The sequence below is a fragment of the Micromonospora psammae genome, from assembly GCF_036902725.1.
Lineage (GTDB): Bacteria > Actinomycetota > Actinomycetes > Mycobacteriales > Micromonosporaceae > Micromonospora.
On record NZ_JBAKHM010000003.1, the window covers coordinates 148,307 to 174,339 of the forward strand.

The following is a 26,033-nucleotide window of genomic DNA, read 5'->3' on the forward strand; positions in this document are numbered from 1 at the left end:
CAGGTCGCACCGACGGAGGGCGCGGATGCTTGGATCCAAGAGAGCGGTGAGGACGAAGACGGCCATCTGGCGCTACAGACTATGGCGATACCGGCTCACCACCGTCGGCCTGGTTCTAGCCTCCTTCGGGTTGGCCACGGCGCTGGTAGATCCGCCTCGGCCGGTCAGTGTGATTGCGGGCCTCGCTGGCGCTACTCTCTCCTTCATGGAGACCCGGGCCAATCGCCGCCGTTCAGGCGAATTGCGGTTCCAGCCACGGGAAGGCGACACCTACCGGGATGTAATCAGCCATACGGGGTTTCTCGGGCCGAGCGTGGAAAGCGCCCGTGACGTAGGGGTAATGCTGGACCGCGAGAACGCCGAACTGCGCAAGCGTCCCATTCGGGCTATTGTCCAAACCCCTGATTACCGGCTTCCCCGTGACCTGAGAACCTGGTCCCTCGACTACCTGACTCGCCGAGCCAAGACAGGAAAGATTTACAACGACCGGGGCCTCTGTCTGGCGTCGGACCTGCTCGGCGACGACGTCGTCAAGCTGAGGGCCGGTCGCTACTTCGACTTCATGTGCAGCAATCTGCTCGCCCCCTTGGACATCTGGGAGGCGGGGCGGAAGGGACCAGTCCTCCGTGGGCGAGATCTCATACTCGACGTCGAAGGCCGGCTGATCTCATTCAAGCGCAGTCGGTTGGCGAACCTGATCGGCGTATCGACGCTGGCCTTCACCACCGACGGGCAGTTGCTCCTGGTGGCGCAAACCTCCGACAACATCGGCAGTCCGGGCCTGCTCGCCCCTTCCGGCTCGGGCGCGCTCGAACCCAGGGATGTGCCTCGCGACATGGCCGACTGGACCATCCAGAGGATCCTTGTCAACGGGGCTGAGCGCGAGCTGCGGGAAGAGTGCCACCTGAAGGCAAGCGAAATAGCAGACAGCTCTGTCGTTGGCCACGGTCGGTGGATCAGCCGGGGAGCCATGCCCGAGTTCTGCGCGGTAACCCTCCTCAGCCTTACAGGTGACCAGGTGCTCGACCGGTCACCCCGGCGGGTAGAGCGGTCGTACGTTCACGAAGTCATGCCGGTCGGCCTCGCGCCTCTGCGGCTCTGGGATGCCAGCCGACCACTCGAGATGCTGCCGCGGAAGCATCGAGACGCCGTCTCCTGGCCCCTGGCACTTGGGCTGGCCTGCCTGGCGGAGTGCATCAATGATGAGTCCTGGCCCCTCCGCAAGGAATTGTTGGCCCGACTGAAGGGGTAGGCGCCCTTCACAGCTGGCGCTCGATTCGTGTGCGGTCGCGGCCCGGGATCATCATCCTGCGAACCAGATGCTGTCGCATTCCCCGCTGTCCCATTGGGAACGGGCACGCCCGGTGACTCACCTCCCAAGGCACTAATTGTCGAGGATGCGGGCCTTCTGGGCTTCGTACTCGGCTTCGGTCAGCGCGCCGGCCTCCTTGAGCTGGTGCAGCTTCTCCAACAGGACAACCTGGTCATCGTGCGAGCGCTGCCCGCCGACCTCCTCGCCGATCTTCCGCGCCCACCAGCTGTCGTGGACCCGGCCCCAGACGATCGAGACGATGACGAGAACGATGATGACGAGGATGACCTCCATGGCACGTAAGCGTAGGAAGGCTGGGCAACATTCGGCGGGCCACGACCTGCCTTGACCTGCACCGTCGCACCGGTCACCAGGTCCGGCAACTGACCGTGTCGACCAATGCCGGCGGCGGCTGGCCGTCCTGGCTGCACGGGTGGCTGTACAGAACCGACTAGAGGAAGTCTCTCCAGAAGATGACGGTGACTCCCGGCTCCTGATCTCGGTCCGGCGCGCCGGCTCCGAATGCACTGCTGTGCCCCGGCCGCGTGCTGATGGGCGCGGGCGTTGGGCCGAATCCACCGACACGTCCCAGGTGATCCTGCCTGCCCCGTCGGCAAGGGTCTGCAACGCGGTGAGCAGCTGCTTCCAGGTTCCAACGCGCTGCCACCTGCGGATCTCCGATACGCCGAACGATCACTCCAGTTCGGGCACCACCGCCGGCTCGACGGGCCCTAGCATCGTCGGCATGGCAGCGCGGCTCGTTCAAATCAACATGAAGGCTCGGGACGACTCCGCGCTGGGCGGTTTCTGGGCGGAGGCGCTCGGCTGGGGAGTCTCCAGCGAGGAACCCGGCGTGACCAACCTCGAACCCGAGGGCTTCGTCTACCCCGACCCCATCGCTGTCTGCCTCGACCTCGTCGTCTCCCCGGAACCCAAGACGGTGAAGAACCGCGTGCACGTCGACCTCGCCACCAACTCGACGGCCCATCAGGCGGAGGTGGTCACGCGCCTGAAGGACCTCGGCGCAACACCCGTCGACGTGGGCCAGGGCGACGTCCCATGGACGGTCATGGCCGACCCGGAGGGCAACGAGTTCTGCGTGCTGGACCCGGACTCTCGGCGCCACCGCCATCGACCTGGGCCAGAACGACGTCCCGTGGACGGTCCTCGCAGACCCGGAAGGCAACGAGTTCTGCCTCCTCACCCCAGGCTGACCCGAACCCTCGTCAGCCGCTCACCATGGCCACCAGCCGGGACTTTGCGACGCGCCCTGGCTGCGGACCGCTCACCCTCGTGATCCGTCGCCTCGGCCGTACTGTCCGGCTCGATGCAGAAGGGTCGGCAACTACTGGTCGCAGCTCTCTACTCGTCCGCCGCCGCGTCAGTCCGTCCAGCGCCGTTGCTGTCACCCGTTGCTGTCATCGCCGTGTTCCTCGATCAACCACTGCGCGACCGCTCTCTTGACCGCCCGAAAGCGGATCTCCTCGTCGGGCCCCGGGCGTTGTCAACCTCGGAAAACAGCAGAAGTTCAGGCCGATGACCTGGGCTTCGGTACCGAGCCGCCGGACGGAAGCGAACCGTCGACCTACGCATTACGAGATCAAATTGCCGCTCCGACGACCTGGGCAATCGGGGGCCTAGCAGCGGAAACGCCTCTCGACACGTCACACCACTCCCTCACTGTCCGCCGGCCTCTTGCGGACTGGATGCGGACCGCTGACCCCCCTGATCCGTAGCCTCGACGCGAGGCCGGTCACGGATGGGGCAACGACTTGGGGTGAGCGACGGCTAATATCTCCACGTTTGGCCTGCAGCGGGGAGGAAAATCTACATGCGATGGAAGCTACCGGCCGGCGTCCTAATGGCGCTGGCCTTCCTGGTTCCGGCGGCGCCGGCGATGGCTCAAACCGAACCGCCCGTGCTGAACGAGGCCTGCCAAACGGTCGAGCGCAAGGTGTACAAGGATATCCGCGAGCTTGTCACCATCGACCTGGATACCGCCACCAATGTAGAGGTGCGCGTGTTGGCCAGCCAGATCCTGGCCGCGGCGAACGCCGACTCGTTGCCCGTTCTGCCTAACGCCATTCAGGAGCGCCTGGACGGCACCGCGGATGATCTGCGCGCATTCCTCAAGGCGGACGTGCAGAACGCTTGGTCAACGGCTCTACGGGTCACGGTGGTCCGGACGTTGACGGGCGCTGGTGCCAACGTGAAGGCGGCCGCGCAGAAGGCGCTTGATGAGGGGACCGTCGATGCCTACCTGGCTTACCTGAACAACGGCCTGTACGCCGCACGTGCGCTCGACTGCGCGTCTCAGCCCGCACCGACAGCAACGTCTCAGCCCACGCCTACACCGAGCACCACGCCCAGCCCCACGACGACCATTGCACCGACTCCTGCTCCCTCCGCCAGCCTGGGCGCCCCCGGCGGCGGCGAGGGCGGTGGGCTGCCCGTCACCGGTGACGAAACCGCTACCGTGGCCGGCATCGGCGGTGCTCTTCTGCTCCTCGGCGGCGCTGGCTACCTGATCGGACGCCGACGCCGTTCCCGCTTCGTGGCATAGCCCGCTCGACGCGCCCGGCTCGACGCTTCGTCGGGCTGGGCGCGATCGGCGCTGTGCTTGGCGCGGATCGTCGCGGCCAGTGCTCGGAACTGACCATCCCCACACACTTGCAACTCGCCACAACCTCGCGCTCTGGCGAGGCGCAGCCGGCGACCCCGCCAATGCCGTCACCGAGCACGAGCAGCTCCTCGCCGACTATGTACGGGTGCTCGGACCTACCACCCTCACACACTCGTCACCCGTAACAACCTCGCCGGCTGGCGGGGACGGGTCGGCAGCCCCGACCACCCAGCTTCCTGAGCCTGCTGTCCCGTACCAACGGTTGACGGCTGTTGTCGCGCGTCTCGCTGACTTCCTGCTGACTGACGACCGTCAGGGCTCAGCCCGACGGGCGCCCTCGTCCAGCCCCGCTCGCCTCGCCCGGTACGATCGCGAGCTTGTTCGCACTGCAGGGAGCCCATGAGATCCGCGTGCGGCCGCCCCGGCAGTTCCCATGCTGAGAGTAGGGCTCGTCAATGGCATGCCGTATCAGTGAGCTCGTGCTCAAGTGCCGCGACCCCGAGGTGCTGGCGCGGTTCTGGTGCGAGGTCCTGGACTTCATAGAGCTCGATCGCGAAGAGGGGGTCTACATCGAAGTAGGCCCGCGCGAAGGGTTCGGCGGCCCGCAGCCGACGATCTTCCTCATCCGCAACGACGAGCCGAAGAACGGGCATGCCCGGCTGCATATCGACGTCAACCCCACCGACCGCGATCAGGACGCCGAGCTCGAGCGCCTCCTGGCCGCCGGGGCCAAACTCGTCGACATCGGTCAGCCTGAGGATGCGTCCTGGCACGTCCTCGCCGATCCAGAAGGCAACGAGTTCTGCCTGCTCAAGCGCCGCCTCGACCCACTCTGACGGCCCTCGCTCAAAACGATCGACGCAGCCGCCACCCCGCAGCCGCCGACAAGATCTGGCGACCCCATCAATAGCTGGGGGGCCGGGTGGATGCTCGACCCGCCCCGTGTCGCATGCGTGTCGGTGAGGCATTGACCCAGCCAGCGGAACCTCGCCATCCCGTCGCCGTCGACCCGCCCTTGTGGGAGCGGGCCGCCGTCGGGGCCGCCACGTCAAGACGGCCTTGACGCACGGACGGACGCTGGCGGTCCCGGCGGCGGTCTGCTCGGCTCGCCTCGGTTCTTCGGCGGTGGGATGGCGCTACCGCAACCACCCACGGACCGCGACCCGCCGACGGAGCCCCGGCCATCCTGGAGCCGGAACGCCCCCGCCGGAGGCGCCCTAGCCGCAACCCCGCGACCGCCGCCAGCTCGCCGACGCGGCCGGCGTGCGCTCCCTTACGCCGCGCGGGCACGTGGCCGCGCGGCCCGGCCGGCTGCCGGCCCACCCCTCACTCGTCAACGATCTGTCGTTCTGCGGCGGCCCCCGGGCTTCCCGCTGTCCGCGCCAGCCGCCGGGCGCCAGGCGTGACGGCCGCAGAGCGATAGCGGCAGCGGCCGGCGCGCGCCCAGGCGGCGGCGCGTGCGGCCGTTGCGGGCCGCCTTGAAGACGTACAGAAAGTTTGAACCAACTTCGGCGGCAGCCGGCTGTCCTCCGTCGGGTGAGGTGCGACAGTCGTCCGCCAGGTGATCTGCGACAGCCGAGAGTGCGGGTCGCGGCTAGATCAGCGTGCTCGACCGACGTGTGCGTTAGGTTACGTCGATCAGTTTGTCGAGCGCGCCGTCGTGCTGGTCGTCGTATCGGTGCGGGCGCCTAGCACCCGGCCGGCCCGGGCCACAGGAGGCGACATGTCCGACGAGATCAGGCTCAGCGCGGTCACCCTGGACTGCCCGGACGCCGTCGGCTTGGCGGAGTTCTACGCCAGCATCACCGGCGGAACCCTGACACACGCCGGGGACGGCTGGGCATGCGTGCTGAGCCCGGCCGGGCGGATCAACTTCCAGACTGTGCCCGGATACACGCCACCCGCCTGGCCCGACCCCACCTCGTCGATCATGATGCATCTCGACTTCATGGTCGTGGACCGAGACGCCGCCGAGGCCCGCGTGCTCGCTGCCGGAGCAACAAGGTACGACTTCCAGCCCAACAGCGAACAGTGTTACGTCTACGCCGACCCGGCTGGCCACCCGTTCTGCCTGACCACCTGGGAGGCCACGGCTACACCAACTCAGCCCGGCTGATCGAGCCGCGCAGACGAAGGCCACGGTGCTGCTCACGGGCGGATCACCGCACTCCGTACCAGCCCCGAGGTACCCCGCTCATCGCAGATCCGTGCGTTGGCCGCCCGTCTTCGCGGCGAGTATCGGCACCCCAATCCATCCACGCAACGACTACCGCTCGTTCCGATCGATCATCCGGCAGGCTGCCTGCGGCATGTGCGGCTGCACGACCTCCGGCACACAGCGGCCAGCGTCCTCCTCGCCCAGGGCGTGCCCGCGCGCGTGGTCATGGAGATCCTCGGCCATTCGCAGATCAGCGTGACCCTAAACATCTACGCCCATGTCGCGCCTGAGATCCGGCGTGAAGCCGCGTCGCCTCTTGAGGGGGCGCTGTGGTCGGGTGAGTGAGGTTTGGCTGCTCGCTTGGCTGTTCGGCCACTCGACGGCAAGCAAAAGGCCCAGGTCATGATCGGCGATCTAGCCGGTGACCTGGGCCTTTCTGTGGAGCCGCCTGACGGAATCGAACCGTCGACCTACGCATTACGAGTGCGTCGCTCTAGCCGACTGAGCTAAGGCGGCAACGATCGTCAAGTGTACGCCACGTCCCGCCGACCGCCCCAGGGGGTTCCCCGCCGACCGGATCCGGACATCGGACGCGATCGGCACGTTCGCGGGAGAGCGGTCGCTGCGGGTCGGTACTACGCTGCGGCGGGTGAGCGACGATCACGCCGAGTACGCGCCGGGCGAGCGGGCCGCTCGCCGGCCGCGGAGCACCGACCCGATCGAGCTGGGTTTCACGCCGCGCAAGCCGGTGCCCTGGCTGGCGCCGTTCCTGCTGGTCAGCACCGGCATCCGTACGCTGCTGGCGATGCTGTTCGGGGCGTACCTGGACAAGCGGGAGCTGCAGAACGCCCTGGACGCGAAGATCGCCAAGCAGGTCGGGCCGGACGGCGGGCTCTGGTTGGACTACGTGGCCGACCTGGGCGACGGCTTCAACGCCACCTACTCGGTGGCGTACCTGCTCGCCCAGCCGGAGCTGGAGGTGGACGGGCACCGGCTGCCGCGGGCGCGGACCCTGGTGATGGGGGGCGACCAGGTCTACCCGTCGGCGGCCTACGAGGCGTACGAGGACCGGTGCAAGGGGCCGTACCAGGCCGCGCTGCCGGTGGCGCCGCCGGAGCGGCCGACGCTCTTCGCCGTCCCCGGCAACCACGACTGGTACGACGGCCTGACCGCCTTCCTGCGGCTCTTCGTCCGGTCCCGGGACCGGAACTTCGGCGGCTGGGCCACCGGCCAGTCCCGCTCGTACTTCGCCGTGGAGTTGCCGGCCGACTGGTGGCTGCTCGGCATCGACGACCAGTCGGGGTCGTACCTCGACGACCCGCAGCTCGCCTACTTCGACGAGGTGGCCCGCCGGCTGGGGCCGCAGTCCCGGGTCATCCTGGCGGTGCCGGCCCCGACGTGGGTGAAGTCCGTCGACCATCCCACCGCGTTCGACTCGATCGACTACTTCATCCGTACGATCATCAAGCCCACGGGCGCGCACGTGCGGCTGCTGGTCTCCGGCGACCTGCACCACTACGCCCGGTACGCCGGGCCGGAGCGTCAGCTGATCACCTCGGGGGGCGGCGGGGCGTACCTCTATCCGACGCACAAGCTCCCGGAGCGGATCGAGGTGCCGCCGAAGGACACGCTGGCCCGCCGGGCCAGCGCCACCCGCCCGTACGACCTGGTCGGCCGCTACCCGGACGCGGCCCGCTCCCGCCGGTACGGCTGGGGCATCTTCCCCCGGCTGCCGTTGCGCAACCCGGGCTTCACCACGCTGCTCGGGACGCTGCACACACTGCTGATGCTGGCCATGGCGGGTGTCGCGGCGAACCGGCCGGGGACCACCGAGCAGCGGCTGTTCAGCGTGCCGCTGGCGGTCATGCTGGCGGTGACGCTGCTCGCGGCGGCCTTCTTCGCCAAGCCGCCGAGCGCGGGTGGCAAGCGGCACGCCCGGCACTGGATCCTCGGGGTCGGCCACGGGGTCGGGCACGTCGGGCTGGCCGCCGCCGGCACCTGGGCCTGGTTGGCGCTGCCCTTCTACGACTGGCCGTGGCCGCTGCCGGCGGTCGCCGCCGCGGTCGTCTACGGCCCGGTGACGGGTCTGCTGTCCAGCCAGTTGGTGGCGGCGTACCTGCTGGTCGCCGGGGCGTTCGGGGTGAACCTCAACGAACTCTTCGCCGGACAGGGCATCGAGGACGCGAAGTCGTTCCTCCGGATGCGCATCGACCCCGACGGCACGTTGACGATCTACCCGATCGCGGTGGACCGCGTGCCCCGCAGCTGGCAGCTCAACCCCGACCAGTCCCCCACCGCCTCCTGGCTGACCCCGAGGAGCCCGCTGACCCCCCGCCTGGCCGAACCTCCGATCACCCTCAGGTGACGCGCCGACCGCACGGGAGGGAACGGGTTCAGGGAGTGTAGTGCTGGTCGTGGGCCTGACGCGGGGCGCAGACGGAGGCGCGGCTGCACGAGCAGCGGGAGCCGTCGGCGTCCAGGCGTACGGTGACGGCGTCCCTGGGGACGCTGTGCCCGACCACCTTGCCGTCGCCCTCGGGGGTGGTCACCCGGCTGCCGATCGCCGGGGCGGACTCCTGGAAGCGCTGGTAGAGCGGATGCTCGTACTTCAGGCAACACATCAACCGGCCGCAGGCGCCGGAGATGCGCAGCGGGTTCAGCGGCAGGTCCTGGTCCTTCGCCATCCGGATGGTCACCGGCTCGAAGTCGTTGAGGAAGGTCGCGCAGCACAGGTCGCGGCCGCAGGAGCCGATGCCGCCCTGCACCTTGGCCGAGTCGCGGGCGGAGAGCTGTCGCAGCTCCACCCGGCAGTGCAGGGTCGCGCCCAGGTCGCGAACCAGGGAGCGGAAGTCCACCCGGTGCGGGGCGGTGAAGTAGACCGTGGTCCGGTCACCGCCGCCGTCGGCGGTCGCGAAGACGTGGTCGACGGCGACCACCTTCATCGGCAGACCGTGCTCCCGGATCAGCCGCTTGGCGGCCACCTTCGCCTCGGCCTTGCGCCGGCGCAGCAGCTCGTCGCGGCGCAGGTCCTCCTCCTGCGCCAGCCCGGCCAGCTTCGGGAAGCCGTCGGTCTCCTCGGTGACCCACTGCGCGGCCCAGACGCACTCGGCCACCTCGGGCCCGTCGTCGGTGGGGACCAGCACCCGGTCGCCGACCTGCGGGCGCAGCTCCCCCGGGTCCAGGTAGTAGAGCCGCCCGTACCGGTTGAAGCTGACCGCGCAGAGCATGCCCATGCCCTCCACCCTACGACGGACCGCCGGTGTCGGCCCGTCCGCCCGTCGCGGGACGGTCACCCGCAGTCAGCGGATCACCCGGGCAACGCCGTCGTGGCGGAACACGCCGCCGCCCACCTGCCCCCGCCACGTCGACTCGGCCAGGCTCGGCGACCACTGGCGCAGCAGCGTCTCGGCGCCGTCGTAGGCGACGCCGAGCACCGAGAGCACCCGGGTGGCGATCTCGGCCGCCGCGAGGGCGTCGGCGGCCGAGCTGGTCGCCGCGAGCACCCGCACCGCCTCGGCCGAGCCGAGCACCTCGGCGAGCACCCGGGCCACCGCTAGCCGGCTGCCCTCCACCCAGTGGGCGAGCGCGTCGGCGTACCCGGCGGTCGCCTCCAGGCGACCGACCAGGCTCTCCGGCCCCTCGTCCAGGTGGCGCAGCAGGGCCACCCGGGTCTCGTCGTACGCCGACGCGGCCGGCCCGGTCCAGCCACCCGGGTCGGTCAGGGCGGCGCAGGCGTCGTCGTACCCCCCGACGAGCCGGCGCACGGCGTGCCCGGCGGTCGCCAGCGGCGCGGGACTGAGGTCGAGGAAACCGCGCAGCGCCTCGCCCGGCAGCACCTGCATGCGGCGCAGCAGCGGCCAGACGGGATGGCCGTCGGGGGCGCCGGCGGCGAGCCGGATGTCGACCCGGCCGAGCAGGTCGAGGCCGGGTTCGGCGAGCCGGTCCAGGGCGTCCATCACGCCTCCCCGGCCAGCCGTCGGCGGGCGGCGTCGTCGGCGCCGGCGTAGCGGTCGGCGGCGCTGCGCACGGCGGCGGCCGTGGCGGCGAGCCGGGCGGCGGCCGCGGCGGCCTCGCGGGCCCGGTCCCCGGTGGCGGTGGTCCACTGCCGGTGCAGGGCGCGGCCGATCTCGCCGGGCCGGCCGGCGGCGTGCGCTCCGAACACCGGGTGGGCCGGGTCGCCGGCGGTCACCCGGCGGGCGAGCACGGCCAGGGTGTCGCTCGCCTCGTCCAGTCGGGCGGCGAGGGTGTGCAGCGCGTCCATCTCAGGCCCCCGCCAACGGCCGGTACGCCGCGAAGGTCTCGTTGTGCAGCTTCTCCCGGGCCCACTGCGCGGCGTCCGCCGCGGCGGTGACGGCGGCCTGCACCGAGCCGGCGACCTCCCGGGCGGGCCGGGTGTGCAGCGGCCCGAGGAACCGGACGTCGGTGATCCTTCCCCCGGCGGTCACCACGACCTCGACCAGCCCGTCCGGTGAGCGGACGGTGACCTCGACGGTGGCCACCGCCTGGTCGAACTCGGCCTGGAGAGATTCGATGCGGCGGTAGCGCCGCACCGCCTCCTCGATCCACGCCTCGTCGATCTCTCCGCGCGGCATCGGTTCTCCCCCCCGGCCAGCTTCACCCAGCGTGTCGCCACGGTCACCGCGGCACACCGGACCGTACCGCACGCAAACAACACGTGTCGATGCCCGGTGGACGACGGTCAGCCGCGCCAGAGGGTGAGCATCATCGCCTCCACCGCGATCCGCGGCTTGACGTTCGCCTCGATCGCCGCCCGGCACGCCAGCACGGCCTCCAGCCGCCGCAGCGCCCCCTCGGCGTCCCACTTCTGCGCGCCGGCCCGGGCCACGGCGGCGGTGTCGGTGTGCACCGGCTCGACCGGCGCGCCCAGCGCCATGGTGAGCGCGTCCCGGTAGAAGCCGGCCAGGTCCACCAGGGCCCGGTCCAGCGCGTCCCGCTGGGCCCGGGTGGCCCGCGACTTCTGCCGCTTCTCCAGGTCCTTGAGCTGCCCGGCGGCGCCGCGCATGGCGCCGGCCGCGCCCCGGCCGGTGCCGCCCGCGCCGAGCGCGGTCTGCAACGCGGCCCGCTCGGCCGCGTCCGCCTCCGCCACGGCCGCCTCGGCCTCCGCCTCGGCGGCCTCGATCAGGGCCGACGCGGCGTCCAACGCGGTGCCGACCCCGGTCAGCCGGCGGGGCACCGCGAGCACCGCGTCCCGGCGTTTGCGCGCCTCCGGGTCGCGGGCCAGCCGCCGGGCCCGACCCACGTGCCCCTGCGCGGCCGCCGCCGCCCACTGCGCCACGTCGGGCGCGATGCCGTCCCGATCCACCAGCACCTCGGCCACCGCGGCGGCCGGCGGCTGCCGCAACGGTACGAGCCGGCAGCGCGACCGGATGGTCACCGAGATGTCGTCCGGGTGGGTGGACGGGGCGCAGAGCAGGAAGACGGTTCGCGGCGGCGGTTCCTCGATGGCCTTGAGCAGCGCGTTGCCGGCCGCCTCGGTGAGCCGGTCGGCGTCCTCGATGATCACCACCTGCCACCGGCCACCGGACGGGGTGCTGGCCGCCCGGAGCACCAGGGCGCGCATCTCGCCCACGCCGATGGAGAGCCCCTCGGGCACCACCAGCCGCACGTCGGCGTGGGTGCCGGTCAGCGTGGTGTGGCAGCCGGGGCAGTCGCCGCAGCCGGTGCCGTGCACGCACTGCAGCGCGGCGGCGAAGGCGCGGGCGGCCACCGAGCGGCCGGAACCGGGCGGTCCGGTGAAGATCCAGGCGTGCGTCATGCCCGCCGACGGGTCGACACCGTCGCCCGGTTCGTCCTCCCGCGCGGTGCGGCGCAGTACGGCGGCGGCGGCCGCGGCGGCGTGGCGCAGCGTCGCCACCGCCTCGTCCTGACCGACCAGGTCGGCGAAGACGTCCGGCATCAGGTCCGGTGCTCCATCGTCACGAGCTCCGCGTCGGATAACTCGGGCTGCACCGAGGTGTCCGGGCCGTGCGCGGGGCGCGGGTGCACGATGCCCGCCGGATCGGTCAGGAGTTCCTGCACCCGGCCGGCGACCAGCTCGGAGATCTCCTCCGCCGGGCGGGCGGCGTCGAGCACCAGGTAGCGCTTCGGGTCGTTGGCGGCGAGGTCCAGGAAGGCGTACCGGACCCGCTCGTGGAAGGCGACGGACTCGGCCTCCAGGCGGTCGGCGCCCTGGCTGCGGGCGGCCACCCGGGACAGGCCGGTGTGCGGGTCGACGTCGAGGAGCACCACCAGGTCGGGCTTGAGCCCACCGGTGGCCCAGGAGGAGAGCCAGGAGACCTCCTCCACCGGCAGGGTACGGCCGGCGCCCTGGTAGGCCAGCGAGGAGTCGACGTACCGGTCGCTGACCACCACCGCGCCCCGGGCCAGCGCCGGCCGGACCACGGAGGCGACGTGGTGCGCCCGGTCGGCGGCGTAGAGCAGCGCCTCGGCGCGCGGGGACAGCGCCTCCGTGAGGGACGGGTCGAGCAGCAGGGAGCGGATCCGTGCGCCCACCGCGGTGGCGCCCGGCTCGCGGGTGACCACCACGTCACGACCGTGCCCGCGCAGCCGGACGGCGAGCGCCTCCAGCTGGGTGGACTTGCCGGCCCCCTCGCCGCCCTCGAAGACCACGAAGAGGCCGGTGGAGACGAACGGCTCCGCCGGCATCAGCGGGCGGCCCCGGATCGAGCCCCACAGGTCGGCGAGGACGGGCACGCCCTTCTTGTCGTCCATCTGGCCGAAGGCGCTGATCCCGGCGAAGATGCCGGCGGCGCCCGCGGCGAGCAGCAGCAGGCGGGTCGAGGAGACCGAGATGCCGAGGTCGGCGATGGTCAGCTTGCGCGAGCCGCCGACGCCGACCAGGAGGCTGCTCAGCCCGATGGCGAGGATCAGCACCAGCCGGGTGCCGATCTGCACCACCGCGAAGACCCGGCCGCGCACCTCGTCGGCGACCTCGCCGCCGAGCAGCGTGGTCCCGGCGAGGAAGGCCATGCCGGCGCCGGCGCCGACCAGGATCGCGCCGAGCATCGCCATCGACAGGTGGATGGCGAAGGCGAGGGTCATCACCGCGGCGCTGGCCAGCACGATGCTCATGCCGAACCAGCGGCGCCGGGACATGTCCCGAACGATCATCGGGCCGAGCCCGATGCCGATCGCCAGACCGATGAAGATCGCGCCGAAGAGCAGGTAGAACGCGGCGTCACCGGCGCCCAGCGAGGCGGCGAAGAACTTGGCCGTGCCGATCACGATGCCACCGCCGGCGAACGCGCCGAAGATGCCGAGCACCAGGCCACGGACCAGCGGGGTCTGGCCGATGTACTGCCAGCCCTCGGTGAACTGCCGCCGCATGCTCTGCTCGGTGCGCTCCCGCTCGCCGGTCTGCGCCCGGCTGATCTCCTTGATGCCGAACGCCACCACCAGGGCGGTGGCGAGTCGGGAGAAGGCGTTGACCCAGAGCGCGAGCTGGGCCGGCTCCGCCCAGCCGGGCATGTCGCCGCCGACGATCGCCCGGACGCTGCGGTCGAGCACCGCGGCGACGAGCGCCGCGAGGATCGGGGTGAGGCCGTACGTGGTGATCAGCGTGAGCTGGTTGGCCGCCTCCAGCCGGGCCCGCGGGATCAGGTTCGGAACCGCGGCCTCCTTGGCCGGGATCCAGAGCAGGGTGATCGACTCGATCAGGAAGGTGGCGACCGTCGCCCAGCCGACCACCACCCCGCCGCTGGCGCCGAGGAGCGCGACCAGCGGGATGGAGGCGAAGAGCAGGAAGCGCAGCAGGTCGCAGATGACCATCGTCCAGCGCCGGTCGAAGCGGTCGGCGAGCACGCCGGCCACCGGGCCGAGCACCAGCGCGGGCAGCAACCGGATCGCGATCACCACGCCGAAGGCGGCGCCCTTGGCGGTGCTCCCCTCTACCTGGGAGGCGGCGAAGACGGAGGTGGCCAGCAGGCCGAACCAGTCGCCGAAGGAGGCCGCGCCGAGCACGATCCAGAGCCGCCGGAACGGTCGGATGCGCAACACCGACCGGATCGCGGCGTAGCCGGACGGGTCGGCCTGGGCGCCGGACTGACCAGACGACGACACGCCGGACGACTCGCCGTTCTTGTGGCTTTCGATGGCCGTACCTCCACGTGCCGGCCCAACGCTGGGCAGTCCCGGTGGAACACTCTAGTCCCGGTGGGGAGCAGCCCCGCCGCGACATTCTCCTGCTCGCCGAGCCTAGGCCGCCGGTACCAACGGCCGCAGCCCGGCGGACGTGAGGGTGTTTCGTATTGCTCTCCGGACAGTTAGCGTGCACCCGTGGCCACCGACAGCGACATCCTGCGCGAGCGCCTCGACCGGGCGACCGCTCACCTCGACCCGCCGTACGCCGTGCTGGACCTCACGGCCTTCGACGCCAACGCCGCCGAGCTGGCCACCCGCTCCGGTGGCAAGCCCGTCCGGGCGGCCAGCAAGTCGATCCGCTGCCGCGAGCTGACCACCCGCGCGCTGCGCCGGCCGGGCTGGTCCGGGGTGATGGCGTTCACCCTGCCCGAGGCGATCTGGCTGGTCCGCGCCGGTGTCACCGACGACGCGCTGGTCGCCTACCCCACCGCCGACCGCGGGGCGCTCGCCGAACTGGCCGCCGACCCGGCGCTCGCCGCCGCGGTCACCCTGATGGTCGACAGCGCCGAACAGCTCGACCTGATCGACGCCGTGTCCCCCCCGGGGGCGCGCCCCGAGCTGCGGGTCTGCCTCGACCTGGACGCCTCCTGGCGACCCCTGCGCGGGCGGGTGCACGTCGGGGTGCGCCGCTCACCGGTGCACAGCGCCCGGGCCGCCGGCGCACTCGCCGCCGCCGTCACCCGACGGCCGGGCTTCCGGCTGGTCGGGCTGATGTCGTACGAGGCGCAGATCGCCGGCCTCGGGGACGCGCCACCCGGCCGGGCCGTACTGGGCACGGCGATCCGGATCGCCCAGCGTGGCTCGTACCGGGAACTGCTGGCCCGCCGGAGCGCGGCGGTGGCCGCGGTACGCGAGCACGCCGACCTGGAGTTCGTCAACGGCGGCGGCACCGGCAGCATCGCCGCGACCAGCGCCGATCCCGCGGTCACCGAGGTCACCGCGGGATCGGGCCTGTACGGGCCGACGCTCTTCGACGCCTACCGCGCCTGGCGCCCGACCCCGGCGGCGTTCTTCGCCTGCGCGGTGGTCCGCCGACCGGGACCCGGGTTGGCCACCGTGCTCGGCGGCGGCTGGATCGCCTCCGGCCCGGCCGAGTCGACCCGACTGCCGCGACCGTGGCTGCCCACCGGCCTGAGGCTGATCGGCACCGAGGGGGCCGGCGAGGTGCAGACCCCGCTGGCCGGCGCGGCGGCCGCCACGCTCCGGGTCGGCGACCGGGTCTGGTTCCGGCACGCCAAGGCCGGAGAGCTCGCCGAACACGTCAACGAACTGCACCTGGTGGAGGGCGACACGGTCGTCGCCACCGTGCCGACGTACCGGGGTGAGGGCCGGGCGTTCCTCTGAACGCACGCCCGGCCCGCCTCGGCCGTCTCGCACCGGGCCGCCCGGTCGCACCCGTTCGGCCCGTCGCTCTTCCTGCCACCCCGGTCGCACCCCGGGCTCACGTCTTCGTCGTGCTCCCCCCGGTCGCACCCAGGGTCTGTGCCGTCGTGCCGCCCGGTCACACCTCCGGGCTCCGCGCTGCCCCGCCGTCCGGTCGCCCCCCCGGGCCTCGCTCGCGCTCCCGCTCCTCGTGCCGTCGCCCGGCCGGGCGACGCCCCGCTCAGCCCGGCTGGGTGGCCTCCGCCGGGGCGTCGACCTGCCGGTGCAGGTACTCCCGGATCAGCGCCTTGGCCTCGACCAGCACCCGCTCGTCGCCGTCGGACTGCCGACGGAACGCCAGCTTTATCAGCGCGTCGGCCGCCTCCACGGCGATCTCCAGGTGGAAGCGGAGTTCGGGCACGTCGGTCAGGCCGAAACGCTCGGTGAGCACCCGGGCCAGCTGGTCCGCGATCACGCCGTTGTTGTCCCGCTGCTCGTCGAGCAGGTGCAGGTCGACGACGTCGCCGAAGTGCAGGGTCCGGAACCCCGGAACGGTGCGGTGCATCGTGATGTACTCGTCGATCCCCGCGTCGACCCCGTCCCACCAGTGGGTCATGTCGTCCGAGGCGAACCGCTCGTCGAGTCGCTGGAGGTAGGACTCCATCGTCCGCAGGGTCAACGCCTGCACGATCGCCCGCTTGTCCGGAAAGAACTGGTAGACCGACCCGATCGCCACCTCGGCCCGCTCGGCGAGCAGCGTCGTGGTCAACCCCTCGTAACCCACCTCGTCGACGAGTTCAGCGCAGGCGTCCAACATCCGTTGAACCCGAGCGACACTTCGGCCCTGCACCGGCACCCGGCGCAGCGGCCCGGTCGTGGCGGCTGGTGTGGACACTCGACGCCACCCCCCTTCGAAAAATGAACATATCTGCACGTCACGAGACCGTGACTACCGGTACAACGAGCAGACCTCAATTGCGGTATTTACCAGGTACAACGTTCCTGATATGAAGTCAGTTCATATTCACTTCGAGGAGCGTGCATGGCCGGCACCGCACCGCCCACCGCCGTCTGGTCCAACTGGGCCGGCAATCAGCACGGCACCGCCACCGCCGTTCTGCGTCCCACCTCCGTCGCCGAGGTCGCCGAGGCGATCCGGGCCGCCGCGACGACCGGCGACCGGATCCGGGTGGTCGGCAGCGGCCACTCCTTCACCGGCATCGCCGTCACCGACGGTCAGCGGATAGAACTGACCGAACTGGACGGCGGCACCAACGTCGACACCGAGCGCCGACTGGTCACCGTACCGGCCGGAATGACGCTGCGCGCGCTCAACGACCTGCTCGCCGCGCACGGACTGGCCCTGCCCAACCTCGGCGACATCGACGCGCAGACCGTCGCCGGCGCGATCTCCACCGGCACCCACGGCACCGGCGCCGCGTACGGCTGCCTGTCGACCTTCGTGGAGGCGCTCACCCTGGTCACCGGCGCCGGCGAGGTGCTGCGCTGCTCGGCCGAGGAGCACCCGGACGTCTTCGCCGCCGCCCGGGTCGGCCTCGGGGCGCTCGGTGTGCTGGTCGAGGTGACGCTGCGCTGCGTCGACGCCTTCGTGCTGCTCGCCCACGAACGGCCGGCGCGGCTGCCCGCCGTCCTCGACGACCTGCCCGCGCTGGTCGACGCGCACGACCACGTCGAGTTCTACTGGTTCCCGTACACCGACCGGGTGCAGGTCAAGACCAACGACCGGGTACCCGCCGACGACCGGCCGCTGTCCCGGCTCCGCGGCTGGCTGGACGACAACTTCCTGTCCAACACCGTCTTCGCCGGGGCCTGCCGACTCGGCCGCGCCGTGCCGGCGCTGGCCCCCGGTATCAGCGCGGTCTCCGCCCGGGCCCTCACCGAACGCCGCTACACCGGCCGCTCCGACCGGGTCTTCTGCACCCCGCGCCGGGTCCGCTTCGTGGAGATGGAGTACGCGCTGCCGCGCGACGCCCTGCCCACGGCGCTCGACGCGCTACGGCGGATCGTGGACCGGCTGCCGTTCAAGGTGCTCTTCCCGGTCGAGGTGCGGTTCACCGCCGCCGACGACATCTGGCTGTCGCACGGGTACGGCCGGGACTCCGCGTACCTCGCCATCCACCAGTACGTCGGCATGCCGTACGAGCCGTACCTGCGGGCCTTCGAGGAGGTCGCCACCGAACTGGGTGGCCGTCCGCACTGGGGCAAACTGCACTACCGCGACGCGGCGTCGCTCGCCCCCGCCTACCCGAGGTTCGCCGACTTCCTGGCGCTCCGCGCCCGCCTGGACCCGGACCGCGTCCTCACCAACCCCCACCTGGCCCGCCTCCTGGGCCCGTGAGCCGGCGGCGACCCAGAGATCGTGCTCGATTGTGGAAGTAGTGGCCTCGCGGCGAGGCGGAGGCCACTACTTCCAGGTTCGAGCGTGATCTTGTGGTCCGGGCGGGGTCACTCGGGGGTGCTGGTGGCCTTCTTCGGGGCGGCCTTCTTGGCCGGGGTGGCCTTGGCGGTGGTCGTCTTCTTGGCCGTGGACTTGGCGGCGGCGGTCTTCTTCGCCGCCGTCTTCTTGGCCGGGGCGGCCTTCTTCGCCGGGGCCTTCTTGGCCGCCTTCTTCGGGGCCGGACCCTTCGCCCGCTTCTCGGCCAGCATCTCCGACGCCTGCTCGATGGTCAGCTCCTCCGGGGTCTGACCCCGGCGCAGCGACGCGTTGAACTCGCCGTCGGTGACGTACGGCCCGAACCGGCCATCCTTGATCACCAGCGGCTTCTCGGTCAGCGGGTCGACACCCATCTCCCGCAGCGGCGGCGCGGCGGCCCGACGCTGGCGGGTCTTCGGGGCGGCCAGCAGCGCCAGCGCCTCGTCCAGCGTGACGGTGAACATCTTGTCCTCGGAGTCCAGCGAGCGGAACTCGTCACCCTGCTTGACGTACGGGCCGAAACGTCCGTTGTTGGCGAAGACCTCGACGCCGTCCGGGGCGACCCCGACCAGCCGGGGCAGGCTGAGCAGCTTGAGCGCCTCGTCGAGGGTGAGCGAGTCCGGCGACTGCGAACGCAGCAGCGAGGACTTCCGCTCGCCGCTGGCCACGTACGGGCCGAACCGGCCGGACTTGAGCAGGATCGGCTCGCCGGTGGCCGGGTCGTCGCCGAGCTTGCGCTCGCCCCCGCCGCCCAGGAACAGCTCGCGCACCTTCTCCGGGGTCAGCTCGTCCGGTGCCAGCCCCTCGGGGATCGGCGCCCGGTCGCCCTGGGTGCCGCCCTCCTCGCCCTCCACCTTCGGCGCCGGCTGCTCGCCGGGGAGCGCCCGCTGCAGGTACGGCCCGAACCGACCCACCCGGACGACGACCTCGCGGCCCTCGTCGTCGACGTGCAGCGGGATCGAGTTGACGCTGCGCGCGTCGATGTCGGTGATGTTCTCGGTGACCAGCTTCTTCAGGCCACCGGCGTGGGCGATCGCCTGGTCGCCGGTGCCGTTGGCGCTGCCGAAGTAGAAGGAGGTGAGGAAGTCGACGGAGGCGTGGTCGCCGCCGGCGATCTCGTCCAGCTCGTTCTCCATGGTGGCGGTGAAGTCGTAGTCGATCAGGCGCGGGTAGTGCCGCTCCAGCAGCCCGATCACCGCGAACGCCAGGAACGAGGGGATCATCGCCTGGCCGCGCTTGAAGACGTACCCCCGGTCCTGGATCGTCTGCATGATCGACGCATAGGTCGACGGGCGGCCGATGCCCAGCTCCTCCAGGGCCTTGACCAGCGAGGCCTCGGTGTAGCGCGACGGCGGCTGGGTGTGGTGGCCCTGCGCGGCCAGCTCGTCGGCGGTCAGCGGCTGGTCCTTGACCAGGGTGGGCAGCCGGCGCTCGGCGTCCTCGGCCTCGGCGTTCTCGTCGTCGCTCGACTCGACGTACGCCCGCAGGAAACCCGGGTCGGTGATGGTCTTGCCGGTCGCGCCGAAGTCGGCCTCCTCCTGGGCGGAGGAGACCGCGCGGATGCGCACCGAGACGCTGGAGCCGACCGCGTCGGTCATCTGGGAGGCGATGGTGCGCCGCCAGATCAGCTCGTAGAGCTTGAACTCCTCGGCCGACAGCTCCTTGGCCACCTCGCCCGGGGTGCGGAAGTTGTCCCCCGCCGGGCGGATCGCCTCGTGCGCCTCCTGCGCGTTCTTCACCTTGCCGGTGTAGCGGCGCGGCTCCGGCGGCACGCTGCGCTCGCCGTACAGCTCGACGATCTGCCGGCGGGCCGCCGAGATGGCGGTCTCCGACAGGTTGACCGAGTCGGTACGCATGTAGGTGATGTAGCCGTTCTCGTAGAGGCGCTGCGCGGTGCGCATCGTCTGCTGCGACGAGAACCGCAGCTTGCGGGCCGCCTCCTGCTGGAGGGTCGAGGTGATGAACGGCGCGTACGGGCGACGGCGGTAGGGCTTCTCCTCGACCCGGGTGACCGTGAACGGCCGCCCCTGAAGCCGGGCGGCGAGCCCACGCGCTCCACTTTCGTCGAGGTGGACGACCCCGGCCCCGGCCCGGACCCGACCGGTGGTGGGTTCGAAGTCCTTGCCGGTGGCGATCCGGTCGCCGTTCAACGCGACCAGGGTGGCGTTGAAGCTGCGCGGCCCCTCGCCGGCGTTCGCCACGGCCAGGGTGGCGAGGATGTCCCAGTACTCGGCGGTGCGGAAGGCCATCCGCTGCCGCTCCCGCTCGACCACGATCCGGGTCGCCACGGACTGCACCCGGCCCGCCGAGAGCTTCGGCATGACCTTCTTCCACAGCACCGGCGAGACCTCGTAGCCGTAGAGGCGGTCGAGGATGCGCCGGGCCTCCTGCGCGTCGACCAGGTCCCGGTCGATCTCGCGCGGGTTGGCCACCGCGGCCTGGATGGCCGGCTTGGTGATCTCGTGGAAGACCATCCGCTTGACCGGCACCTTGGGCTTGAGGGTCTCCACCAGGTGCCAGGCGATCGCCTCGCCCTCGCGGTCCTCGTCCGTCGCCAGGAAGATCTCGTCGACCTCCTTGGCGAGCTTCACCAGCTTGCTGATCTGCTGCTTGCGGTCGGCGGAGACCACGTAGAGGGCGTGGAAGCCGTTGTCGACGTCCACCCCGAGCCGGGCCCAGGGCTCGCCCTTGTACTTGGCCGGCACGTCGGCGGCGTTGCGCGGCAGGTCGCGGACATGACCGAAGCTGGCCTCCACGACGTATCCCGGGCCGAGATAGCCCGAGATCGTCTTGGCCTTCGCCGGTGACTCGACGATGACCAGACGGGTGGTTCCAGCGTTTCTCGGCACGTCTCTCCCCGACCTCACTCCTGCTTCCATGCCCGATTCGGGCCGGCTTGCCCCCGTGGACCTCCGGCGGTCCGGATGTCCAACGTAACGCGCCGCCCGGCTTTCGGGTTTCGCGGGCGGCAAAGAGCCGCCGCGCGGCGTGCCCCCGGCATCGCGCGGTCTTCACGGGCCGGACGGCGCCACCGTACACCGTGAGTAGGCCCCGGAGCGGGACACTGTGACGATGGCGGACCCTCGGCCGACCGGCAGCCGACCGTTCACCCGGGCGAACCGCCACCCCGACTGTCCCCGATCGGACACCCTCGGGCAGCGCCGGTCAGGCCGGCCGCGGCAGCCGCCGGCCACGGGTCAGGGGACGCCGGGCGGTCAGGCCGGGGACGCCGGCCAGTCGGGCGGGGGTGCGGTCGCCGGCCGGTCGCCGACCAGCTCGGCCAGCCGGGCCAGACGGCGCCGGCCGGCGATCCGGAACGCCGGGCCGCCCGCGTCCGGTTCCAGCACGGCCGCCGGCAGGCCCACCACGGCGAGGGCCGCGCGGACGGTCGGCCACCACTCCCGGTCGTCGGGGCCGAGCCGCAGCAGGAAGCCCGCCGGGTCGGCGCCGCCCGCGGCGGCCAGCCAGAGCCGCAGCCGCCGGCCGTCGAGGTGGAAGCCGGCGGGTGGGCGCTTGCGCCGGCCGCCGGCCAGCCAGGCCGTGGCCAGCGGGGCCAGGGTGCTCGCGTACGAGGTGCGCACGGTGTACCGCCGGTCCTCGGTCGCCTCCCAGCTGGCGGCCAGCCCGCGCCGGCTCAGCTCGGCGACGAGCACGTGCACCCGCCAGGCGGCGTCGACCGCGATCGACAACCGGGCGGTGCGACCCATCCGGACCACCTCGCCCGGACCGGCGAGCAGACCGGACAGGTCGGCGACGGACGGATCCGCCGCCTCGGTGCCGAACAGCGACAGCTGGCGCACCGGTTCGGGGGGTGAGTCGGGAGGGGTCAGCGACACTCCGGAACCTCGTCGAAGGCCTGTTTGAGCTCTTTCGAGTTGAGCTTGCTGGTGTCCAGCGCGCTCGAGTCGTACTCCTGGTTGAGGGTGTCCACCACGGCCTGGACGCCGTCGTAGAAATCGGAGGGGCGGTCGATGCTCAGCTCGTCGATGGCGTCCCCGGCCCGGCCGTAGGCATCCCGGATCTTCTCCAGCGAGGTCCGGAAGCCCTCGGAGATCTCGTCGCCGCGGTCGGTCTCGGGCACGCCGGCGTCGGCGACCCGGCGTCGCGCGGTCTCGCTGGCCTGTTCCGCCCCGGCGAAGAGCCGGACCAGGTTCTCCTTCGCCTGCGCCGGGGTGGTCTGCGCGGTCATCTGCTGGTGGGTGCTGCTGGTCAGCTTGTTGATCTCGGCACGCCAGGGGGTGAGCGCCTCACAGACTGAGGCCGCCCAGGCCCGGGGGGTGGGCCCGCTCCCACAGCCGGCGACGACGAGGACGAACGTGGCCAGGACCACCGTGAGCTTTCCGGCGGCAGTCGCCCGGCACGTACGCATGCGAAGCAGCGTACGGCCTTCGGATGAATGCGCCACCGGGCGGTTTGTCCGCCCCCGGCAGGGCCGGCGGGCCCCCGGCCGGCGTGGCGCCGACCGGGGGCCCGCTGTGCCCTCACTCAGACGTTGACCGGCTCCGCGCGCTCGTGCCTGCCCGCGCCGGTGCCGCCGTCGCCACCGGAATCGTCCATCGCGATGCCCTTGCGCTTGCTGAACACCACCGACGCGACGATGATCGCCGTCGCCAGCACGGCGATGCCCACCCGCAGCGCGACGTTCCGGTCGTCGCCGACGCTGTACGCCACCACGGCGGGCGCGATCAGCAGCGAAACCAGGTTCATCACCTTGATCAGCGGGTTGATCGCCGGCCCGGCGGTGTCCTTGAACGGGTCACCGACGGTGTCACCGATCACGGTCGCGGCGTGCGCCTCGGAGCCCTTGCCGCCGTGGGCGCCGTCCTCGACCAGCTTCTTGGCGTTGTCCCAGGCGCCACCGGAGTTGGCCAGGAAGACGGCCATCAGCGTGCCGGCCCCGATCGCCCCGGCCAGGTACGACGCCAGCGCGCCGGGCCCGAGGCCGAAGCCGACCGCGATCGGCGCGAGGATGGCGAGCAGGCCGGGGGTCATCAGCTCGCGCTGGGCGTCCCGGGTGCAGATGTCGACGACCTTACCGTACTCGGGCCGCTGGGTGCGGTCCATGATCCCGGGGAGTTCCCGGAACTGCCGGCGGACCTCCATCACCACGGCGCCCGCCGAGCGGGACACCGCGTTGATCGCCAGCCCGGAGAAGAGGAAGACCACCGACGCGCCGATGATGAGGCCGACCAGGTTGCGCGGGTTGGCCACGTTCAGCGCGTTGAGGATCTCGTCGCCGACGTTGCCCACCCCCGCCGTGGCGTAGGCGCTGCGCAGGCTGTCGGTGTACGAGCCGAAGAGCGCGGTGGCGGCGAGCACGGCCGTGGCGATCGCGATGCCCTTGGTGATCGCCTTGGTGGTGTTGCCGACCGCGTCCAGCTCGGTGAGCGTCCGGGCGCCGTGCTCGTCGATGTCGCCGGACATCTCCGCGATGCCCTGCGCGTTGTCGGAGATCGGGCCGAAGGTGTCCATCGCGACGATCACGCCGACGGTGGTGAGCAGGCCGGTGCCGGCCAGCGCCACCGCGAAGAGCGAGAGCGTGATGGAGCTGCCGCCGAGCAGGAACGCGCCGAAGACGCCGGCGCCGATCAGCAGCGCCGAGTAGACCGCCGACTCCAGGCCGACGCTGATGCCGGCGAGGATGACGGTGGCCGCGCCGGTCTGCGAGCTCTTGCCGATGTCCTGCACCGGGCGCCGGTTGGTCTCGGTGAAGTAGCCGGTGAGCGCCTGGATCGCCGCGGCCAGCACGATGCCGATGACGACCGCGCCGATGGCCACCAACCGCGGGTTCTGGTCGACGCCGGTCAACCCGCCCTCCAGGCCGGCGAAGGTGGCCGGCAGGTAGGCGTAGGCGGCGATCGCCACCAGCACCGCGGAGAGGACCGCGGAGAGGTAGAAGGCCCGGTTGATCGCGGTCAGCGCGTTGCGGTCCGCGGCACGCAGCCGGGTGATGAAGACGCCGATGATCGCGACGAGCACCCCGATGGTGGAGATGATCAGCGGGAAGACCAGGCCGTCCTCGCCGAACGCGGCCCGGCCGAGGATCAGGGCGGCGACCAGGGTCACCGCGTACGACTCGAAGAGGTCGGCGGCCATGCCGGCGCAGTCACCGACGTTGTCGCCCACGTTGTCCGCGATGGTCGCCGCGTTGCGCGGGTCGTCCTCGGGAATGCCCTGCTCGACCTTGCCGACCAGGTCGGCGCCGACGTCGGCGGCCTTGGTGAAGATGCCGCCGCCGACCCGCATGAACATGGCCAGCAGCGCGGCGCCGAAGCCGAAGCCCTCCAGCACGGTGGGCGCGTCCCCCCGGAAGAGGATGACGACCAGCGCGGCGCCGAAGAGGCCGAGCCCGACGGTGAGGAAGCCGACCACGCCGCCGGTCCGGAAGGCGATCTTCATGGCGGCCTCGCGGCCGCCCTGGCGCTCCCGGGCGGCGGCGGCGACCCGCAGGTTGGCGCGGGTGGCGAGCCACATGCCGGCGCCACCGATGAACGCGCTGAACAGTGCCCCCACCACGAAGAAGGCGGATCGGCCGATCTTCACCGCCAGCTCGTTGCCGTCGGTGTCGTGCACCGGCAGCAGGAAGAGCAGTACGACAGCGACGACGACGAAGATCGCCAACGTCCTGAACTGGCGGAGCAGGTACGCGGAGGCGCCCTCCTGCACCGCCCCGGAGATCTCCTGCATGTTGGTGGTGCCCTTACCGGCTGCCAGCACGGCCTTGGTCAAGGCGGCGGCGAAGACGAGCGCCACCATCGCGATGACCGCGGCGATGACGACGTACGTCAGGTTCTCTCCGGTGAGGGACAGCGCGCCGCCTTCGGCGGCCAAGGTCCCGGACATCTATGTCCTCCTGTACCGAACACTGTCGCGCCGGCCAGCGGACGTACTGACCCGACGCCTGGATGCGGTTGCGCAAGCGCACCAACCCACCCCACGCAGACCAGCATGAACGCAAATACCCGCTGGTGGCGGGAAGGATCACTTGCTGACAACCCCGGTACTGTAGCCCCGCCGAGTGTCAGAGGTCACACCCGGGGGACACCGTGTTCGGATGATCTTCATAACTGTGTTATGAGGAAAAATCTGATATAGGCGATGATCAACACGTCGAGGCCGTGACCCCGGCGGGGGTCACGGCCTCGACGTACGAACAGGGCGGCTCAGCGGCCGACGGGCCACACCATCCGAACCTCGGTCCCGACGCCCTCGGAGACCGGGCGGACCTGGAGGTCCTCCACGAAACCGGCGAGCAGGGCGAAGCCGACCCCGGTGGTCAGCGCCTCGTCGGTGAGCGACTCGTTGGCCAACTCGTCGGCGTTCAGCGCGGCCAGACCGATGCCCGCCTCGATCGGCGCCCGGTCCACCACCCGCACCTGGTACGACCCCGAGTCGGACATCTCCACCAGCACCGGGTCCGGCACCCCGTACTGCCGGTGCAGGGCGACCGCCCGGGTGCACGCCTCACCGATGGCCAGCCGCACCTCGTCGAGCAGGTCCTCACGGACCCCGGCCCGGCGAGCCACCGCGACACCGACCAGGCGGGCGGTACGCACGTGCACCGGAGCCGGCGAGAAGGAGAGCCGGACCGTCGCCATCACGCGTCGGAGCCGGTGGGATCCGCGGCGACCGCCGCCTCGACCGTCGGGTGCAGCGGGAACACCTGGTCCAGGGCGGTGATCCGGAAGATCTTGAGCAGCGGCTCCTTGTCGCAGGCCAGGGCGAACGAGCCGCCGGCCGCGCGGAGCCGCTTCAGGGCGCCCACCAGCACGCCGAGGCCCGTCGAGTCGAGGAAGTCCACCCGACCGAGATCGACGATCACCCGCCGGGCCCCACCGTCGATCAGCTCCAGGAGCCGTTCGCGGAGCCGGGGCGCGGTGTAGACGTCCACCTCACCGCCGACCTCGAGCACCGTGTGCTCCCCCACCGTGCGGGTCGCCAGCGACAGCTCCATCAGTCCCTCCTCCGAGAGCCGTAAACTCTC

The 26,033-nt window shown here is 71.5% G+C and carries 23 protein-coding genes, 1 tRNA gene and 1 pseudogene; 9 read left to right on the plus strand and 16 right to left on the minus strand.

Annotated elements, in window-relative coordinates:
• Nucleotides 1-205: 205 nt before the first annotated feature.
• Nucleotides 206-1,252, plus strand: a complete 1,047-nt coding sequence (locus V6U79_RS06875; protein WP_334613970.1) for a hypothetical protein — start codon at nt 206-208, stop codon at nt 1,250-1,252.
• Nucleotides 1,253-1,384: 132 nt separating this feature from the next.
• On the opposite strand, the gene V6U79_RS06880 is transcribed toward V6U79_RS06875, so the two are convergent.
• Nucleotides 1,385-1,606, minus strand: coding sequence for an SHOCT domain-containing protein (locus V6U79_RS06880; protein WP_334613972.1), 222 nt, complete (start codon nt 1,604-1,606; stop codon nt 1,385-1,387).
• Between the two features lie 233 nt (nt 1,607-1,839).
• Nucleotides 1,840-1,984: pseudogene (locus V6U79_RS06885) on the minus strand (IS5 family transposase); the annotation flags it as partial.
• 73 nt (nt 1,985-2,057) lie between these two features.
• Between V6U79_RS06885 and V6U79_RS06890 the strand changes: the two are divergent.
• From V6U79_RS06890 to V6U79_RS06910, 5 genes are all read left to right on the plus strand, one after another.
• Complete coding sequence (locus V6U79_RS06890) at nt 2,058-2,609, plus strand: VOC family protein (protein WP_442933749.1); 552 nt, start codon at nt 2,058-2,060, stop codon at nt 2,607-2,609.
• 534 nt (nt 2,610-3,143) lie between these two features.
• Nucleotides 3,144-3,875 carry an ALF repeat-containing protein gene (locus V6U79_RS06895; protein ID WP_334613975.1) on the plus strand — a complete coding sequence of 244 codons (732 nt, stop codon included), beginning with the start codon at nt 3,144-3,146 and terminating at the stop codon, nt 3,873-3,875.
• Nucleotides 3,876-4,390: 515 nt separating this feature from the next.
• Complete coding sequence (locus V6U79_RS06900; RefSeq protein ID WP_334532079.1) at nt 4,391-4,771, plus strand: VOC family protein; 381 nt, start codon at nt 4,391-4,393, stop codon at nt 4,769-4,771.
• 887 nt (nt 4,772-5,658) lie between these two features.
• A complete protein-coding gene (locus V6U79_RS06905; RefSeq protein WP_334613976.1) occupies nt 5,659-6,051 on the plus strand; it encodes a VOC family protein in 393 nt (130 codons plus the stop codon).
• Between the two features lie 96 nt (nt 6,052-6,147).
• Nucleotides 6,148-6,438 (plus strand): tyrosine-type recombinase/integrase, encoded by a 291-nt coding sequence (locus tag V6U79_RS06910; RefSeq protein ID WP_334613977.1) that lies wholly within the window; start codon nt 6,148-6,150, stop codon nt 6,436-6,438.
• A gap of 94 nt (nt 6,439-6,532) precedes the next feature.
• Here V6U79_RS06910 and V6U79_RS06915 read toward each other — a convergent pair.
• A tRNA-Thr gene (locus V6U79_RS06915) sits at nt 6,533-6,609 on the minus strand.
• A gap of 133 nt (nt 6,610-6,742) precedes the next feature.
• Between V6U79_RS06915 and V6U79_RS06920 the strand changes: the two genes are divergently transcribed.
• Nucleotides 6,743-8,458, plus strand: coding sequence for a metallophosphoesterase family protein (locus tag V6U79_RS06920; protein ID WP_334534541.1), 1,716 nt, complete (start codon nt 6,743-6,745; stop codon nt 8,456-8,458).
• 28 nt (nt 8,459-8,486) lie between these two features.
• Here V6U79_RS06920 and V6U79_RS06925 read toward each other — a convergent pair whose 3' ends face one another.
• From V6U79_RS06925 to tmk, 6 genes are all read right to left on the minus strand, one after another.
• The gene (locus V6U79_RS06925; RefSeq protein WP_334534540.1) at nt 8,487-9,326 is read right to left on the minus strand and encodes a PSP1 domain-containing protein; all 840 of its coding nucleotides are present in this window, start codon (nt 9,324-9,326) and stop codon (nt 8,487-8,489) included.
• Between the two features lie 66 nt (nt 9,327-9,392).
• The gene (locus V6U79_RS06930) at nt 9,393-10,049 is read right to left on the minus strand and encodes a hypothetical protein (protein ID WP_334534539.1); all 657 of its coding nucleotides are present in this window, start codon (nt 10,047-10,049) and stop codon (nt 9,393-9,395) included.
• Nucleotides 10,049-10,354, minus strand: a complete 306-nt coding sequence (locus tag V6U79_RS06935; RefSeq protein WP_334613978.1) for a hypothetical protein — start codon at nt 10,352-10,354, stop codon at nt 10,049-10,051. Before V6U79_RS06935 ends, V6U79_RS06930 begins: the two co-directional genes overlap by 1 nt.
• 1 nt (nt 10,355) lies before the next feature.
• On the minus strand, nt 10,356-10,685 hold the full coding sequence (locus tag V6U79_RS06940; RefSeq protein WP_334530847.1) for a YbaB/EbfC family nucleoid-associated protein: 330 nt from the start codon (nt 10,683-10,685) through the stop codon (nt 10,356-10,358).
• A gap of 107 nt (nt 10,686-10,792) precedes the next feature.
• Complete coding sequence (locus V6U79_RS06945) at nt 10,793-12,010, minus strand: DNA polymerase III subunit delta' (protein ID WP_334530844.1); 1,218 nt, start codon at nt 12,008-12,010, stop codon at nt 10,793-10,795.
• Nucleotides 12,010-14,109 carry a dTMP kinase gene (gene tmk, locus V6U79_RS06950; RefSeq protein WP_334530857.1) on the minus strand — a complete coding sequence of 700 codons (2,100 nt, stop codon included), beginning with the start codon at nt 14,107-14,109 and terminating at the stop codon, nt 12,010-12,012. The genes V6U79_RS06945 and tmk overlap by 1 nt, the downstream gene beginning before the upstream one ends.
• A 279-nt stretch (nt 14,110-14,388) precedes the next feature.
• Between tmk and V6U79_RS06955 the strand changes: the two genes are divergently transcribed.
• Nucleotides 14,389-15,597, plus strand: a complete 1,209-nt coding sequence (locus V6U79_RS06955) for an amino acid deaminase/aldolase (RefSeq protein WP_334613979.1) — start codon at nt 14,389-14,391, stop codon at nt 15,595-15,597.
• A 259-nt stretch (nt 15,598-15,856) separates the two neighbouring features.
• On the opposite strand, the gene V6U79_RS06960 is transcribed toward V6U79_RS06955, so the two are convergent.
• Nucleotides 15,857-16,432 carry a TetR/AcrR family transcriptional regulator gene (locus V6U79_RS06960; RefSeq protein ID WP_334530838.1) on the minus strand — a complete coding sequence of 192 codons (576 nt, stop codon included), beginning with the start codon at nt 16,430-16,432 and terminating at the stop codon, nt 15,857-15,859.
• A gap of 225 nt (nt 16,433-16,657) precedes the next feature.
• On the opposite strand from V6U79_RS06960, the gene V6U79_RS06965 reads away from it, so the two are divergent.
• The gene (locus V6U79_RS06965) at nt 16,658-17,974 is read left to right on the plus strand and encodes a D-arabinono-1,4-lactone oxidase (RefSeq protein WP_334613980.1); all 1,317 of its coding nucleotides are present in this window, start codon (nt 16,658-16,660) and stop codon (nt 17,972-17,974) included.
• A gap of 107 nt (nt 17,975-18,081) precedes the next feature.
• Here V6U79_RS06965 and topA read toward each other — a convergent pair whose 3' ends face one another.
• The 6 genes from topA to V6U79_RS06995 form a co-directional block, all read right to left on the minus strand.
• On the minus strand, nt 18,082-20,898 hold the full coding sequence (topA, locus tag V6U79_RS06970; protein ID WP_334613981.1) for a type I DNA topoisomerase: 2,817 nt from the start codon (nt 20,896-20,898) through the stop codon (nt 18,082-18,084).
• Nucleotides 20,899-21,264: 366 nt separating this feature from the next.
• Nucleotides 21,265-21,885 carry a hypothetical protein gene (locus tag V6U79_RS06975; protein WP_334530829.1) on the minus strand — a complete coding sequence of 207 codons (621 nt, stop codon included), beginning with the start codon at nt 21,883-21,885 and terminating at the stop codon, nt 21,265-21,267.
• Nucleotides 21,876-22,418: a hypothetical protein gene (locus V6U79_RS06980; RefSeq protein ID WP_334530826.1), complete on the minus strand. Its 543-nt coding sequence runs from the start codon at nt 22,416-22,418 to the stop codon at nt 21,876-21,878. The genes V6U79_RS06975 and V6U79_RS06980 overlap by 10 nt, the downstream gene beginning before the upstream one ends.
• Nucleotides 22,419-22,534: 116 nt before the next feature.
• Nucleotides 22,535-24,892 (minus strand): sodium-translocating pyrophosphatase, encoded by a 2,358-nt coding sequence (locus V6U79_RS06985; protein ID WP_334530823.1) that lies wholly within the window; start codon nt 24,890-24,892, stop codon nt 22,535-22,537.
• Between the two features lie 320 nt (nt 24,893-25,212).
• The gene (locus V6U79_RS06990) at nt 25,213-25,650 is read right to left on the minus strand and encodes an ATP-binding protein (RefSeq protein WP_334530820.1); all 438 of its coding nucleotides are present in this window, start codon (nt 25,648-25,650) and stop codon (nt 25,213-25,215) included.
• A complete protein-coding gene (locus V6U79_RS06995; RefSeq protein WP_334530817.1) occupies nt 25,647-26,003 on the minus strand; it encodes an STAS domain-containing protein in 357 nt (118 codons plus the stop codon). Before V6U79_RS06995 ends, V6U79_RS06990 begins: the two co-directional genes overlap by 4 nt.
• Nucleotides 26,004-26,033 lie beyond the last annotated feature (30 nt).